Raw genomic sequence first — 15,273 nt, forward strand, 5'->3', positions numbered from 1 at the left:
GTCTATCGTGCCGGACGCGGCCGATGCAAAGGCATGCGCGAGACCAGTGCCCCCGTGCAAGGGCCGCCCCGCCGCACTGGGGGCGTCCCCCTCCCGCATTGCGTAGCAATGCGAGCGAGGGGGAAGGCGCGAAGCGACTCAGGGGGTGTCATCTCTTCCTCGCCAGGCGTGGATCCAGCAGGTCGCGCAGGCCGTCGCCCAACAGGTTCAGGCCCAGCACCGCCATGGCGATCGCGACGCCAGGCCATACCGCGAGCAGGGGCGCCTGGAACATCAGCGTCTGCGCCTCGCTCAGCATGCGGCCCCAAGAGGGCTGGGGCGGCTGCGTGCCCAGGCCCAGGTACGACAGGGCGGCTTCGGCCAGGATGGCGATGGCAAACTGGATGGTGGCCTGCACGATGAGCACCGACAAGATGTTGGGCAGCACGTGCTCGATGGTGATGCGCCAACTGCCCTTGCCGCAGGCGCGCGAGGCCATGATGTATTCGCGCGACCACACCGCATTGGCCGATGCGCGGGTGACGCGCGCAAACGTCGGGATGTTGAAGATGCCGATGGCGATGATGGAGTTGACGATGCCGGCGCCGAACACCGCCGTCATCATGATGGCCGAGAGGATGGCCGGGAAGGCGAAGGTGAAGTCGGCCAGCCGCATGATGAGCTCTTCGACCCAGCCCCGCTTGGCCGCAGCCAGCAGGCCCAGTGCCGTGCCGATGGTGAGGCCAATGCCCACGGCGATCACGCCCACCAGGATGGAGTTGCGCGCCCCCACCAGCAACAGCGACGCGACATCGCGACCGAACGCATCCGTGCCCAGCCAGTGCTTGGGCGAAGGCGCCTGCAGCTTGGAGGCCAGGTCCATCTCGTAGGGCGACCAGGGCGTCCAGACCAGCGACAGCGCTGCGGCCAGCAGGAGCAGCAGCGACAGCACCGCGCCGATGACGAAGCTACGGTGGCGCAGCGCACGGTGCAGCCAGCCGGGTGCGGCCGTGGCGGAAGGGGAGGGGGAGATGACGGCGCTCATGGGGGATCAGATGTCGGAGGCCTTCACGCGCGGGTCGATCACGGCGTACAGGATGTCCACGACGAAGTTGACGATGACCACCATGGCGGCGAGCAGCATCACGCAGTTGCGCACGACGATGAGGTCACGGTTGGAGATGGACTGGAAGATCAGCCGGCCCAGGCCCGGCAGGTAGAACACGTTCTCCACCACGATGGTGCCGGCCAGCAGGTTGGCGAACTGCAGCCCCATCACGGTGATCACCGGGATCATGGCGTTGCGCAGAACATGGCCCCACAGGGCGGCGCGCTGCGACAGACCCTTGGCACGCGCGGTGCGCACGAAGTCTTCGCGCAGTACCTCCAGCACCGCCGAGCGGGTGATGCGCGCCAGGATGGCCGCCTGCACCACGGCCAGTGCAATAGCGGGCAGCAGCAGGGCCTTCAGGGCCTCGAGCGGGCCGCCGCCGGCATCTTCCGTCCAGCCCGGAAAGCCGCCGGCCGAGAACCACTGCAGCTTGACCGAGAACAGCAAGATCAAAAGGATGGCAAACCAGAAGTTGGGGATGGCGATGCCGATCTGCGCCAGGCCCATCACGCCCACGTCGCCCACCTTGTTGTGGCGCGAGGCGGCATACACGCCCGCAATGAGTGCCAGCACCGTGGTGATCACCATGGCCATCAGCGCCAGCGGCACGGTCAGGGCCAGGCGTTCGAGCACCAGCTCCAGCACCGGTGTGCTGTAGGCGTAGCTGTTGCCCATGTCGCCCACCACCAGGCCGCTGATCCACTCCCAGTAGCGCTGCATGGCCGGCTGGTCGAGGCCGAGCTTGGTGGCCAGCGCTGCCACGGCATCGGGCGAAGCGTCGGGCCCCATGAGCATCTGCGCCGCGTTGCCCGGCAGGATCTCCAGCACCATGAAGACGACGACGGAGGCGCCGATCAGCGTTGCCAGGAGCGTGATGAACCGCTTGAGAAAGAACAGACCCATGGGAGGCAAGCGTGGATGAGGGGTGGCTACGCAGGCGCGTCAAAATTAATGTGTATACACAGCATAACGGCAAAACATCCCCGTCAGCGGTGTTGGGTTGCGCTGTGGCATGCAAGGCACATGCCATGGGCACGGGATAATACGGGCTATGAAAGCCGCACTGCCGTTGTATGCCATCGTTTCCCGCGCCACGCCTGACGGCGCACAGGAGGCCGCATGGCGCTGATGATCACCGACGAGTGCATCAATTGTGATGTGTGCGAGCCCGAATGCCCCAACCAGGCGATTTATCTGGGGCAGGAAATCTATGAGATCGACCCCCACAAGTGCACGGAGTGTGTGGGGCACTTCGACGAACCTCAGTGCGTGCAGGTTTGCCCGGTGGCGTGCATCCCCGTGAGCCCACAGCACGTGGAGACACGGGAAACGCTGTGGCAGAAGTTTCAGCGGCTGCAGGGCCCGGTTTCTTCCTGATGGTTCCTGTCGCCCGGATGGCGCTGGGATTTGGATGTTTTAGGCTGCTACCGCTTGGCTGGTAAGCGCTGAATGCTATAAAAAATGCAGCATTCCTGTGGTGTCGGAATAACGAGCTCTTGGCGGATCGATTCCATCAACAGCAACTTTGCAGCACTTTCTGCGGTTGGCACCTGGTGCTCACGCAGCGCACCGCGCACAACGCATTCCCCATGCTGCATGTCCCATGGGGTGCCTCATTCCGGTGCGTCACGTCCACCACGTGGCCACTACGTGCCTGGTACTGAATTGACGGGCCGCTCTGGCTTGGGTCGGGGTGGTTTCGTGGTGTGGATGAGCAGCGTGGCCTTGTCCATCTCGCCGGCCAGCAGGGCCGGGTAGGCCTTGAGCGAATGGACGATGCTGTCTTCGATCAGCGTGCGCTGGTCGGGTGCGGGCTTCTTGAGTACCCAGTTGGCCACTTCGCTTTTCACGCCCGGATGCCCGATGCCGATGCGCAGGCGCCAGTAGTCGGGCGATCCCAGCTGACCGTGGATGTCGCGCAGGCCGTTGTGGCCGGCGTGGCTGCCCCCGCGCTTGAGCTTGACTTGGCCGGGGGGGAGGTCGAGCTCATCGTGCACGACCAGGATTTCTTCGGGCAGGATTTTGAAGAAACGCGCGAGCGAGGCCACGGACTTGCCCGACAGGTTCATGAAGGTCTGGGGCTCCAGCAGCCAGACGTTCTGACCGTGCACCGTGGTGCGCGCCATCAGCCCGTGGTAGCTGCGCTCGGGCACCAGCGTGGTCTTGAGCTCGCGCGCCAGGGCGTCAATCCACCAGAAGCCCGCGTTGTGGCGGGTGGCTTCGTAGTCCGGCCCCGGGTTTCCAAGGCCTACAAACAGCTTGATCATCTGTTCGATTATCCGATGGTTGAAGGGAGGGGCAGGGCACTCACGCGTTGGTCCTGCACCAAACAAAACGGCCCACTTGCGTGGGCCGTTGTGCGGCGGGACGGCCTGCCGAGACAGGCGGGCCTTGTGCCGTGTGTGCTGACTGGCAAAAACCACCTGACCGGTGGCCTTCGTCGGTCGCAGAGCGAAGAATTACTTCTTGCCCTTGCCCTTGCCCTTGGCGTCGGCTGCAGGAGCGGCTTCTGCGGGGGTCTCGACCACCACGACAGGCGGCGTCACCGACACCAGCACGGGGTTGGTCTGGTTGCCGCGGATCTTGGCGGTCACGCCCTTGGGCAGCTTGATGTCCTTCAGGGTCAGGGACGAGCCCTTTTCCAGCTTGGACAGGTCCACAGCGATGAACTCTGGCAGGTCCGAAGGCATGCAGGTCACGTCGAGTTCGTTCACGATCGGGTTGACCATGCACTTGTCGACCTTGACGGCGTTGGACTCTTCAGCGCCGCTGAAGTGCAGTGGCACCTTCATGTGCAGCTTGGTCTTCTCGTCCACGCGCTGGAAGTCGATGTGCAGCACGAGTTGCTTGTAGGGGTGGTATTGCACGTCGCGCAGCAGGACCTTGGCGGTCTTGCCGGCCACTTCCATGTCCAGCACGCTGGAGTGAAATGCTTCCTTCTTGAGGGCGTGCCACAGTGCGTTGTGGTCGATCTCGATCAGTTGGGGTTCCGTAGCACCACCGTAGACGATGCCAGGTGTCTTGCCCGAAATGCGGAGACGGCGGCTCGCACCCGTGCCCTGCTTGGCGCGCTCAAAAGCGACGAAGTTCATATTTAGCTCCTGATAAGAGGCGACCGCGACCAGTCATCCCCTGTTTTAAAAAGGCTTGAGGCCACATGCCGCAAGCCTGCAAGTTGTTCCCGAACAAACAAACAACAAGCCTCCCGAGGGAGGCCTGTGTGCAGAACCGCTGCTGCCGTGCTCCCGAAGGAGCTGGGTCAGAACAGGTTTTCTTGGTCCGAGAACAGGCTCATCACCGACTCGCCCTTGGCAATGCGCTGGATCGTCTCGGCGATCAGCGGGGCCACGGAGAGTTGGCGAATCTTGGTGCATCCCTTGGCGTTGTCGCTCAGGGGGATGGTGTTGGTCACTACCACTTCATCGAGGGCCGAGCCCTTGGCGATGCGTTCAATGGCAGGGCCCGAGAAAATGGGGTGCGTGCAGTAGGCGTACACCTTCTTGGCGCCGCGCTCCTTGAGCACCTCGGCCGCCTTCACCAGCGTGCCGGCGGTGTCGATCATGTCGTCCATGATCACGCAGTTGCGGCCTTCGATTTCGCCGATCACGTGCATGACTTCGGACACGTTGGCCTTGGGGCGGCGCTTGTCGATGATGGCCAGGTCGCAGTTGAGCTGCTTGGCCAGCGCACGGGCACGCACCACGCCGCCCACGTCGGGGGACACGACGATCAGGTCCTCGTAGTTCTTCTGGCGCAGGTCGCCCAGCAGAACGGGAGAGGCATAGATGTTGTCGACCGGGATGTCGAAGAAGCCCTGGATCTGGTCGGCATGCAGGTCCATGGTCAGCACGCGGGCCACGCCCACGGTCTGCAGCATGTTGGCCACCACCTTGGCCGTGATCGGCACGCGGCTGGAGCGGGGGCGGCGGTCTTGCCGTGCATAACCAAAGTAGGGGATCACGGCGCTGATGCGTTCAGCCGATGCGCGCTTGAGCGCATCCACCATGATCAGCAGTTCCATGAGGTTTTCGTTGGTGGGAGCGCAAGTGGACTGCACCACGAAAACATCGCGTGCACGCACGTTCTGCTTGATTTCAACGGTGACTTCACCGTCAGAGAAACGACCCACGTCGGCAGCGCCCAGGGTGGTACCCAGGTGCTGGGCGATTTCAGCTGCCATGCCAGGATTGGCATTGCCGGTGAAAACCATGAAGTCGGGGTGATTGGCTTGCATGAGAGTCCCAGCAGTCTGAAAATAATGCCCGTACGCGAGAAGATATTTGGCAGGGGAAGAAGGATTCGAACCTTCGCATGCCGGAATCAAAATCCGGTGCCTTAACCAGCTTGGCGACTCCCCTACACAGGTCAATTGCCGAAGGCAACCAACCTTAATTCTCGTCCGATGCCCAACCCGCAAGAGGGTGAATCATCAGATTTTCACATGCCTTGACCTGCCAGCCCTGGGGGGCTCCATCCAGATCAACTGCATGAGACATTTGCGCAAACACCGCACTGCCTGAGCCTGTCATCCTGCCTTGCAATCCGCGTGACCTGAGCCATTCGAGGGCTTCGGTAACTTGCGGGCAAAGAGCCTGGGCAACTGGCTGCAAGTCATTTCGACCGAAGTCAAAGTGTGCTGCAGCAAAGCCTAAGATTGTAGCACTATCTGAATCACGTTTCAAACTTGGCGACGAAAAAATTAATTTTGTCTCCAGGCCTGCTGCAGGCTTCACGATCGCGAAGCTTGCGGGTGGCAGCTGGTGCACTTTCTCAAGCGGCGTGATTGTCTCACCAATTCCCTCCACAAAAGCGTTACGGCCGCGTAAAAAAAACGGAATGTCGGCGCCGAGCGTGATGCCGATCTTTTCCAGCGCGGCGCGGGGCAGGTGCAAGCCCCACAGCCGGTTGAGCGCCAGCAGCGTCGTGGCAGCGTCGGAGGAGCCGCCGCCCATGCCTGCCTGCGCGGGGATGCTCTTGCCCACGGCAATGTGCGCGCCCTGTGTGCAGCCCGTGGCCGCCTGCAGGGCGCGGGCTGCACGGATCGTCAGGTCCACGTCGGGCAAGGCGGGTCCCAGATCTTCGCGCGTGATCTCCGGGCCGGTGCCGCGGCGTTCGAAGTGCAGGGTGTCGCACCAGTCCACCAGCATGAACACCGACTGCAGCAGGTGATAGCCGTCGTCACGCCGGCCCGTGATGTGCAGAAAAAGATTGAGCTTGGCCGGAGCCGGCACGTCGTATAGGGCTTGCATGAACAAAAAAACGGGGGCGGGCAAGGGGCGTGCGCCCCGCGCAGATCAACGGGTCAGTGCAACGCGGAGTGTGGCCTGGGGCTGGGGGTCGTCCCGGTGCGCGACCAGGCGGCCATCGGCAACCCCCGACAGATCGGCGCGCCAACCGGGTGCAGTGGCTTGGTTGCCCTGCAGCCAGCTGAACAATGCCGTCACCGGAATGCGCGTGCCGGTCACTTCCTGCAGCAGCATGTCGAGGGAGTCGGAGGTGCGGGTTTCCTGCGAGCTCACCAACTGGGCGTGGCCGTCCTTCCAGTCCAGCTGCGCAAGCCGATTGCCCAGCGGGCTGAGCAGCACCAGCCCGCCCACTTGGGCATTGCCCCGCAGCTCGAACATGGCAGAAAACGACTGCGAGTCCTGGCCCTCGACCTGCAATGCCAGGCGGCCGCTCCAGGTGTTCTCATCGGTCGCCACCTTGGGCAAGGGTTGTGCACATCCGGCCAGCCACATGGCGCAGATGGCCAGCAGCAGACGCCAGCCTGTGATCACACCGTGGCTTGGCGTTGCGGCAGCCGCCGACGGCAGCGTGGCACCGTACCAGCCGCGCATCAAAGCTTCACTCCCAGGCGCGCCAGGGTTTCCTTCAGTGTTTCGTTGTCGGGGCTCACGCGCTTGCTCTCCGTCCAGACCTTCAGGGCGGCGTCCTTGTCGCCCAGGCTCCAGAGCACTTCACCCAGATGCGCGCCGATCTCGACATCGGGGCGCCCCTTGTAGGCGGCTTCCAGCAGCCTGCGGGCTTCGGCCTTGTTGCCCAGGCGAAACTCCACCCAGCCCAGGCTGTCGGTAATGAACGGGTCGTTGGGTGCGAACTCCAGCGCTTTCAGGATGAGCTGCTTGGCTTCGGGCAGGCGCTGGCCACGCTCGGCCAGCGAGTAGCCCAGCGCGTTGTAGGCGTGGTGGTGGTCCGGCTTCTGGGCGATGACCTGGCGCAGCAGCCGCTCCATGGTGTCCAGCTGGCCGGCCTTTTCGGCCAGCATGGCCTGGTCGTACACGAGTTCGGTGTCTTGCGGAGCCAAGGCCACGAGTTCGGTCTGGACCTTGTAGGCCTCCTGGTACAGCCGCTGGTCGCGCAGCAGTTGCACTTCTGCAGCCAGCTTCATGCGCTTGTCGTCGGCCGAAGTGCCCGGCAGGTTGCGCAGCAAGGCGCGGGCCTGCTCGATCTTGCCCTGGCGCGCCAGCAGCGACGCACGGCGCATCTGGGCGCTGAAGACCTCTTCCACGTTGTCGATGCGCTTGAGCCATGCCTCGGCCCCGGCGAAGTCCTGCTTCTTTTCGGCGATCTGCGCGTACAGCAGGTACGCCTGCGTCATGCCGCGCTGGCGCACCTCAGCATCGTCCAGCGAGGACAGCAGGTCCATGTAGCGCTTGAGGTCGTTCTCGGCCGCGGGAAGGCGGTTGTCCTGCAGGTGGAGCGTAGCCAGCACCAGCCAGGCTTCCACCAGGTCGGGCTTTTCCTTGGTGGCGGCTTCCAGCTGCCGGGCCGCGTCTCCATAGCGTTGCTGGCCCAGCAGTACCCGCGCATAGGCCATGCGCAGCTCGGGAACAGGCTGCTTGGACAGGGCCTGCACGACCAAGGGTTCTGCTTCGGGGCTGCCATCGTCCATCAGCTCCAGCGCCAGTTGCGCCGAGCTCTCGCTGCCCACGTCCAGGGCCTGGGCCTTGCGGGCGGCTTCCAGGGCGCCGGCCTTGTCGCCTGCGGCCAGCCGCAGGCGGCCCAATGAAACCCATGCCACCGGACCGGTGGCAGGATTCGTGAGTTCGTTGACGAGCGCCGCTTCGACGACCTTGGCGGCCAGCGCCTTGTCGCTGGCGCGTCCATACACCTGGGGCAGGGCCGACAGCATGGCCGCCTTGCTGCGGGGTGGCGACAGAGCCAGCTCCAGGCGCAGGAGGTCCGGGGTTTCGCCAATGCGGTTCAGGGCGACCAGGATCTGGAGCACGTAGCGGTTGGCCTCGCGCGACTGAGGCAGGGCTTCTTTCCAGGCCTGCGCGGCTGCCAATGCGTATTCGCCCGAGCGGGATTGCAGCGCGATGTCGGCTGCGCGCTGGTACAGCTGGCCGTCGGCACTGCGGCGGGCCGCTTCGAGCATGAAGGCGTACCCGGCACCCGGGTCTCCGGTGCGGGCGCTCACCTCGCCCAACAGGATTTCGTAGAACAGTTCCGCGTCGAGCGCGGGGTTGGAGACCACGGGCTCCTCGGCAGGCGCAGGCGGGGTGTTGGCACCCGGCGATTGCGCATACGCTGAACAAGCCGCAACCGCGATCGCTGTTGCCAGGGCGGTGGTCCGAAATCTGTGAAATAACACCATCGGGTCATAATAATCCATGCCCGTTAACCCGATGTAGGTCGCGTTCTATGCCTGAGTTGCCCGAAGTGGAAGTCACGCGCCGCAGTTTTGCGGCGGCCATTGCCGGGGCGAACATCGAAGGCGTTGCGATGGGCAAGCCGCTGCGGTGGCCGCTCGGGTGCGACCCCGGGGATCTGGTGGGGCAGCAGGTGCTGGGTCTGCGCCGGCGGGGCAAATATCTATTGGCAGATACCAGCCAGGGCCTGCTGCTGCTGCACCTGGGCATGTCCGGCAGCTTGCGCTTTGGCCATGGCCTTCCTCCGCCAGGCGTGCACGACCATTTCGACATGGCCACCAGCCACGGGACGCTACGGCTGCATGATCCGCGGCGCTTCGGCGCGGTGGTCTACACCCAGGGCGAGCAGGATCCGGTCGCGGTCAAGCTGCTCGATGCGCTGGGCATGGAACCGTTGTCGGATTCCTTTTCTCTGGCCACGTTTCAAGCCGGGCTGAAAAAGAGCCGCACGCCCATCAAGCAGTTGCTGCTGGGCGGCAAGCTGGTGGTGGGGGTGGGCAATATCTATGCTTCCGAGGTGCTTTTTCTGGCGGGTATCCGCCCGACCACGGTGGCGTCGCGCATCGGCCCGGCCCGGGTGCGCAAGTTGCACGAGGCCATCGTGGCCGTGCTGGCCCGGGCGGTGGAAATGGGGGGCAGCACGCTGCGCGATTTCTCCAGTGCCGACGGCATGGCCGGACACTTCCAGACGCAGGCCAATGTCTACGGGCGCGAAGGTGCGCCCTGCCATGTTTGCAGCACCCCCATCCGGCTGCTGCGCCAGGGTCAGCGAAGCACTTACTTCTGCGCGCAATGCCAACGCACCTGACGGCGGTGTGGAGCGAACTTTGCTTTTCAGCACAGTCTGTGGGCGGTCAATGCTATATTTTGTGCATGCCTGCTTCGTAGGCCCTATATATAGATATCTCCGGGAGCACAGTGGGACCCTCATTCAACGAACAGTTCGACCAGCATGGCGTCTGGAGACGTGAATTCGCCCAGCAGCTCAAGCGGCTGGGCGACTGGATGTCTTCGCATGACCTCATGGACTCGGCGGTGCGCGAGCGCCTGCACAGGCTGGAAGAACAGGTTCGCAGCGACAAGGTCATGGTGGCTTTTGTCGCGGAGTTCTCGCGTGGCAAGTCCGAGCTGATCAACGCCATCTTCTTCGCCGACTACGGCCGGCGCATCATGCCGGCCAGCGCCGGGCGCACCACCATGTGCCCCACGGAGCTGGGGTATGAAGCCAATGTGCCCCCGAGCCTGCGGCTGTTGCCCATCGAAACCCGGCTGCAGGTGCAAAGCCTTGCAGAATGGCGGATGAAGCCGGAGCGTTGGCACGAGATACGGCTGGATGTCGGCAATGCCGACCAGATCGCCAAGGCGCTGGAAAAAGTGGCCGAAGTGCGCAAGGTCAGCCTGGACAACGCACGGGCGCTGGGCTTCTGGCACGACGACCTGGTCGACGAGAACCCCGTCCCGGACGCCCACGGCATGGTGGAAGTGCCGATGTGGCGCCACGCCATCATCAATATTCCGCATCCGCTGCTCAAGCAGGGCCTGGTCATCCTCGATACGCCAGGTTTGAATGCCGTGGGCGCCGAGCCGGAGCTGACCGTCAACCTGATTCCCCAGGCCCATGCGGTGGTGTTCATCCTGAGTGCGGACACCGGCGTGACGCGGTCCGATCTGTCGATCTGGCGCGAGCACCTGGCCATCTCTGCCGACAGCATGGACGCGCGCCTCGTGGTGCTGAACAAGATCGACACCTTGTGGGACACGCTCAATTCCGCCGAGCAGGTACAGGCCCAGATAGAGCGCCAGTGCCAGACGTCTGCCGAGATGCTCGGCGTGCCGCTGGAAAGAGTGGTGCCTGTCTCCGCGCAGAAGGGCCTGGTGGCCAAGATAACGGCCGACGACCTGTTGCTGGAAACGAGCGGCCTTCCGGTGCTGGAGGAGGCGCTGGCCAAAGGCATCATGGGCCAGCGGCAATCCATCTTGCGGTCTGCCGTGGCCCATGGCGTGGCCAATTTGCGCACCGAGACGTCGCGGGTCATCAATATCCGCCGCCGCGACCTCGATGACCAGATGGCCGAGCTGCGCAGCCTGCGCGGCAAGAACGCATCAGTGATCGAGTCGATGCGCCACCGCATCGAGCAGGAGCAGCGCGAATTCGACCTGAGCACCTCCAAGATTCAGGCCGTGCGGGCTGTGCACCTCAAGCTGTTGCGTGATGTGTTCCAGCAGCTGGGCGCCAAGTCGCTGAAGGGCGAACTGTCCGAGCTGGCGCAGACGTTGCAGCAAAAAGGACTCAAGCTGGGCGTCAAGAAAATATATGTCCAGACCTTCGACAAGCTGCGCAGCACCATGGACAAGGCCCAGGCATCCGGCACTGAGATCCAGGCCATGCTGGGCGGGACTTTCCGGCAGTTGAATGCCGAGTTCGGATTTTCGCTGCAGGTGCCGCCCCCGCCGCAGTTGGAGCATTTCACGCACGATCTTCACCAGATCGAACAGAGCCACCTGCAGTACCTCGGCATGGGCAATGCCCTAAAGTTGGCACAGCCCGAATTTGCAGAACGATTGGTGCGTGCGCTGGCCATGCGCTTGCGCACGGTCTACGAGTCCGCGGCCAATGACCTGGAACTGTGGAGCAAGTCGGCCACCGCGCAGCTGGATGCCCAACTGCGCGAGCGCCGCCGCAGCTTCGCCCGCCGCATGGAGGCAGTCGACCGCATACAGCAGGCTGCGAGCGGCTTGGTCGAGCGCATTTCCGAGATCGAAGCCGGCGAAGAAGAGCTGGGCCAACTGGAGCAAAAGCTCCACGAGTTGACCTCCAAGCTGGTCGCGCCTCCTGCCGTTGAAACCCTGGATGCCGACAAGCAACTCCTATCGGCATGAGTGAGGCAATGGGCGGCAGCGTCGCCGAGCGTGTGGTGGCCTGGCAGATGGCCAGTGGCCGCAATCATCTACCCTGGCAGCAGACCCGCGACCCTTACCGGGTGTGGTTGTCAGAAATCATGCTGCAGCAGACCCAGGTCAGCACGGTGCTGGATTACTACGCGCGGTTCCTGGCCCGCTTTCCGGATGTCGCGGCATTGGCCGCAGCACCGCAGGACGAAGTCATGGGCCTGTGGAGCGGCCTGGGCTACTACACCCGCGCCCGCAACCTGCACCGCTGTGCGCAGCAGGTGGTGTCAGAGCATGGCGGGGCGTTTCCCCGTACGGCGGAAGTGCTGGCCACCTTGCCTGGCATCGGCCGATCCACCGCGGGGGCCATTGCCGCTTTCTGCTTTTCAGAACGTGTCCCGATCCTGGACGCCAACGTGCGCAGGGTGTTGACCCGGCTGTTGGGGTTCGATGCAGATCTGGCGTCCGCCAAGAACGAGCGTGTGCTGTGGGAGCATGCCCAGGCGCTGCTCCCTGACCGTGATCTTGTGAACGCCATGCCTCGCTACACGCAGGGGTTGATGGACCTCGGGGCCACGGTGTGTGTGCCGCGGGCGCCGCGCTGCGAGGTGTGCCCGTTGAACCAAGTCTGCGTGGCTTTCAAGAACGGCGATCCGGAGCGCTACCCGGTCAAGACCCGCAAGCTTTCGCGCCGTTCTGAATCCTGGCAGTTGCTGGTGCTCAGAAACCCGCAAGGGCAGGTGTGGCTGCAGCGGCGTCCGGGGGCTGGCATATGGGCGGGCATGCACTGCGTTCCCATTTTTGAAGACAGTGCGTCGTTGCATCGGTGTGTGCAGACCTTGCAGGCTTTCCGCGGCGTGTCGGTGCAGGAGTTGCAGCCCTTCGTTCATGTGCTGACGCACCGCGATTTGCACCTGCATCCTGTGCTGGTCACTGGCGTGGGGACGTCCCAGCCGATGGACGACGGCGAATGGCTCGGCGCTGGCCAGTGGAGTTCCGTCGGGCTGCCTGCGCCCATTCGCAAGCTGCTGGATACGACCCAAGCCTCGCTGTGGTGAGGTCGGGGCAGGCAGGCATGAAGACGCTCGGGTCGCCGCGTGTCAGCGACCGTCCAGCTCACGGTGCCTGCGCAGGGCAGTCCATCGGTCGCTGAACACCTCCGCAAGCCTTTCCACCAGGTACACGGAGCGGTGCTGGCCCCCGGTGCAGCCGATGGCCACCGTGACGTAGCTGCGGTGGTTGCGGTCCAGGAACTCCAGCCAATGCGCCAGGAACTGCTCGATGTGCGTCTGCATCAACGACACCTCTGTCTGTTGGCGCAAGAAGCGCGCGACAGGCTCATCCAGGCCCGTCAGTTCGCGCAGCGCAGGCTCGTAGTGCGGGTTGGGTAGCATGCGCACGTCGAACACGTAGTCCGCATCCATCGGTATGCCGCGCTTGAATGCAAAGGACTGAAAGACGAGGGTCAGTTGACCGTGCGTCGTGGTCATCAGTCCCTTCACGTAGCTTTGCAGCTGCGATGACCTGATGGTGCTGGTGTCTATCACGTGCGACTGATCGCGCAACTCGGCCAGAAGCTCGCGCTCCTCCTCGATGATCTGCACCAGTGCCTTGCGTCCTTGCTGCAGGTCTGCGTGCGACAACGGGTGGCGCCGCCGCGTCTCGGAAAAGCGCCGCACCAGCGTGTCGATGGTGGCATCCAGAAAGATGGATTGCACTGATACGCCCTGGCTGCGCAGCCGGGCCAGCTCCTGCGGGACCTGGTGCAACGATGTGGCACTGCGCACATCCATGGCGATGGCCAGGCGGTGGCCGTGGTGGTGGTGTTCCAGGGCGACGAATGCGGGGAGCAACTCAGGGGGCAAATTGTCGACGCAGTAGTACCCGGCATCTTCCAGCGCGTGCAGGGCCACGGACTTGCCGGAGCCCGACATGCCGGTGATCAGGACGATTTCCAACGCCATCAGCGGGCCCTTTCCTGGGGCGCTGCGGCGGTCGCCAGGTCCAGCATCTCGCGGGCGTGATTCAGGGATGCATCGGTGGATTTTTCACCGCCCAGCATGCGCGCAATCTCCGCCACACGGGTTGTGCCCTGCACGGCGACCACCGAGCTCGTCGTTCCGTCCGGGCTCTTGCGCTTGGCGACCTTGAGGTGGTGGTGGGCGCAGGCGGCCACCTGCGGCAGGTGGGTGACGGCCAGCACCTGGCGATCGCTCCCCAGTTGCTGCATGAGCCTGCCCACGGTTTCGGCCACGGCCCCGCCCACACCCGAGTCCACCTCGTCAAAAATCAGCGTGGGCGCCAGCCCGAGTTCACTGGTCGTCACGGAGATCGCCAGCGAGATCCGCGACAGCTCCCCGCCCGAGGCCACCTTGCCAATCGGCTTGGGCGTCATGCCGGGGTGTCCCGCCACCAGAAACACCACATCGTCGATGCCGTGGGACGACGGCTCTGCCGACTTGCTCACGGAGACTTCGAACTTGCCGCCTTCCATGCCCAGCCCCTGCATGGCCTGCGTAATGGCCAGAGACAGCTTGGGCGCCGCCTTGGCCCGCCCCAGCGACAAGGCGCGGGCCGCCGCCTGATAGGCCTTTGCACTGGCGGCTTCGGCCGCTTCCAGGCGCTCCAGATCGGTCGCGGCATCCAGCTGCTGCATCTCGCCCTTCCAGCCCCTCAGCAACGCCGGAAGCTCAGCGGGTGTGCGCTTGTACCGGCGCGCGAGCGTCATCCATTGCGAGATGCGCGTGTCGAGCTCTGCCAGACGCTGCGGGTCGATTTCTGCGTGCCGCAGGTACAGCTGCAGCGAGTGGGCCACGTCGCTCGCCTGGGCGAGGCTCGATGCCAGGATATCGGCAAGGCTTGCGAACTCGGGCTCGATATGTTCCTGCCCATGCAGCAGTGCATGGGCACGGCCAATGCCGGCCAGTGCGCCCGTGTCGTCGTCCTGCAGCGCATGCAGCGCACCCTCGGCACCGTCCAGCAAGGCCTGGGCATGCGACAGGCGCTTGTGCTGGGCGTCGAGTTCTTCCCATTCGCCATCGGCGGGCGAGAGCTTATCCACCTCGCCGATCTGCCATTGCAGCCGTTCGCGTTCCTGCTGCAAGTTGGCTTGGGCCTGACGGGCCTGCTCCAGAGTTTTTTGATCGGTACGCCACCGCGTCCAGCGCGTCGACGTGTCGGCGCTGTTCAGCCCTGCGAACGCATCCAGCAGCCCGCGCACGGAGTCCGGCCGGGTCAGGCTTTGCCAGGCGTGTTGACCGTGGATGTCCAGCAGCAAGTCTCCCAGCGAGCGCAACTGCGCCGCTGTGGCGGGCGTGCCGTTGATCCAGGCGCGGCTCTTGCCCTGCACATCGATGGTGCGGCGCAAGAGCAACGGCCCGTCGGTCTCGAAACCAGCATCTTCCAGCCAGGGCGCGATGTGGGCAGGGTTGTCGAATTCGGCGCAAAGGTCCGCCTTGGTCGCGCCTTCTCGAACCGTGCCGGCATCTGCGCGCGAGCCCAGCACGAGCTGCAGCGCGTCGATGAGGATGGACTTGCCTGCACCGGTCTCACCGGTCAGCACAGTGAACCCGGGGCTCAGTTCCAGCTCCAGCGACTCCACGATGACAAAGTCACGCAGGGTGATGCGTCGCAGCGCCATGG

14 protein-coding genes and 1 tRNA gene are annotated in these 15,273 nt (G+C 64.3%); 4 read left to right on the top strand and 11 right to left on the bottom strand.

Annotated elements, in window-relative coordinates; all coding sequences use genetic code 11:
* Positions 1 to 148: 148 nt before the first annotated feature.
* Both ASF16_RS00425 and ASF16_RS00430 read right to left on the bottom strand, forming a co-directional pair.
* On the bottom strand, positions 149 to 1,024 hold the full coding sequence (locus tag ASF16_RS00425) for an ABC transporter permease (protein ID WP_056161374.1): 876 nt from the start codon (positions 1,022 to 1,024) through the stop codon (positions 149 to 151).
* A gap of 6 nt (positions 1,025 to 1,030) precedes the next feature.
* A complete protein-coding gene (locus ASF16_RS00430; RefSeq protein WP_056161376.1) occupies positions 1,031 to 1,993 on the bottom strand; it encodes an ABC transporter permease in 963 nt (320 codons plus the stop codon).
* 216 nt (positions 1,994 to 2,209) lie between these two features.
* On the opposite strand from ASF16_RS00430, the gene ASF16_RS00435 reads away from it, so the two are divergent.
* Positions 2,210 to 2,467, top strand: coding sequence for a YfhL family 4Fe-4S dicluster ferredoxin (locus tag ASF16_RS00435; protein WP_056161378.1), 258 nt, complete (start codon positions 2,210 to 2,212; stop codon positions 2,465 to 2,467).
* A 269-nt stretch (positions 2,468 to 2,736) separates the two neighbouring features.
* Here ASF16_RS00435 and pth read toward each other — a convergent pair whose 3' ends face one another.
* From pth to ASF16_RS00470, 7 genes are all read right to left on the bottom strand, one after another.
* Positions 2,737 to 3,357, bottom strand: a complete 621-nt coding sequence (pth, locus tag ASF16_RS00440; protein ID WP_056161380.1) for an aminoacyl-tRNA hydrolase — start codon at positions 3,355 to 3,357, stop codon at positions 2,737 to 2,739.
* A 192-nt stretch (positions 3,358 to 3,549) separates the two neighbouring features.
* A complete protein-coding gene (locus tag ASF16_RS00445) occupies positions 3,550 to 4,182 on the bottom strand; it encodes a 50S ribosomal protein L25/general stress protein Ctc (protein ID WP_056161382.1) in 633 nt (210 codons plus the stop codon).
* A gap of 167 nt (positions 4,183 to 4,349) precedes the next feature.
* Entirely contained in the window at positions 4,350 to 5,324 is a 975-nt protein-coding gene (locus ASF16_RS00450; protein WP_056161385.1) for a ribose-phosphate pyrophosphokinase, read from the bottom strand.
* Between the two features lie 47 nt (positions 5,325 to 5,371).
* Positions 5,372 to 5,448 (bottom strand) — tRNA-Gln (locus tag ASF16_RS00455).
* A 30-nt stretch (positions 5,449 to 5,478) separates the two neighbouring features.
* Entirely contained in the window at positions 5,479 to 6,339 is an 861-nt protein-coding gene (gene ispE, locus ASF16_RS00460; RefSeq protein WP_056161387.1) for a 4-(cytidine 5'-diphospho)-2-C-methyl-D-erythritol kinase, read from the bottom strand.
* 45 nt (positions 6,340 to 6,384) lie between these two features.
* Positions 6,385 to 6,927, bottom strand: a complete 543-nt coding sequence (locus tag ASF16_RS00465) for a lipoprotein insertase outer membrane protein LolB (RefSeq protein ID WP_082516664.1) — start codon at positions 6,925 to 6,927, stop codon at positions 6,385 to 6,387.
* Positions 6,927 to 8,705, bottom strand: coding sequence for a tetratricopeptide repeat protein (locus ASF16_RS00470; protein WP_056161388.1), 1,779 nt, complete (start codon positions 8,703 to 8,705; stop codon positions 6,927 to 6,929). The genes ASF16_RS00465 and ASF16_RS00470 overlap by 1 nt, the downstream gene beginning before the upstream one ends.
* Before the next feature lie 29 nt (positions 8,706 to 8,734).
* On the opposite strand from ASF16_RS00470, the gene mutM reads away from it, so the two are divergent.
* The 3 genes from mutM to mutY all read left to right on the top strand — a co-directional run bounded on the left by mutM (position 8,735) and on the right by mutY (position 12,689).
* Positions 8,735 to 9,550, top strand: coding sequence for a bifunctional DNA-formamidopyrimidine glycosylase/DNA-(apurinic or apyrimidinic site) lyase (gene mutM, locus ASF16_RS00475; protein WP_056161390.1), 816 nt, complete (start codon positions 8,735 to 8,737; stop codon positions 9,548 to 9,550).
* Positions 9,551 to 9,660: 110 nt separating this feature from the next.
* Positions 9,661 to 11,622, top strand: coding sequence for a dynamin family protein (locus tag ASF16_RS00480; RefSeq protein WP_056161393.1), 1,962 nt, complete (start codon positions 9,661 to 9,663; stop codon positions 11,620 to 11,622).
* A complete protein-coding gene (gene mutY / locus ASF16_RS00485) occupies positions 11,619 to 12,689 on the top strand; it encodes an A/G-specific adenine glycosylase (RefSeq protein ID WP_082516665.1) in 1,071 nt (356 codons plus the stop codon). The genes ASF16_RS00480 and mutY overlap by 4 nt, the downstream gene beginning before the upstream one ends.
* Before the next feature lie 42 nt (positions 12,690 to 12,731).
* Here mutY and rapZ read toward each other — a convergent pair whose 3' ends face one another.
* Both rapZ and recN read right to left on the bottom strand, forming a co-directional pair.
* On the bottom strand, positions 12,732 to 13,595 hold the full coding sequence (rapZ, locus tag ASF16_RS00490) for an RNase adapter RapZ (RefSeq protein ID WP_056161396.1): 864 nt from the start codon (positions 13,593 to 13,595) through the stop codon (positions 12,732 to 12,734).
* On the bottom strand, positions 13,595 to 15,271 hold the full coding sequence (recN, locus tag ASF16_RS00495; RefSeq protein ID WP_056161399.1) for a DNA repair protein RecN: 1,677 nt from the start codon (positions 15,269 to 15,271) through the stop codon (positions 13,595 to 13,597). Before recN ends, rapZ begins: the two co-directional genes overlap by 1 nt.
* Between the last annotated feature and the right edge of the window lie 2 nt (positions 15,272 to 15,273).

It is taken from the genome of Acidovorax sp. Leaf78 (assembly GCF_001422735.1).
Taxonomy (GTDB): Bacteria; Pseudomonadota; Gammaproteobacteria; order Burkholderiales; family Burkholderiaceae_C; genus Acidovorax.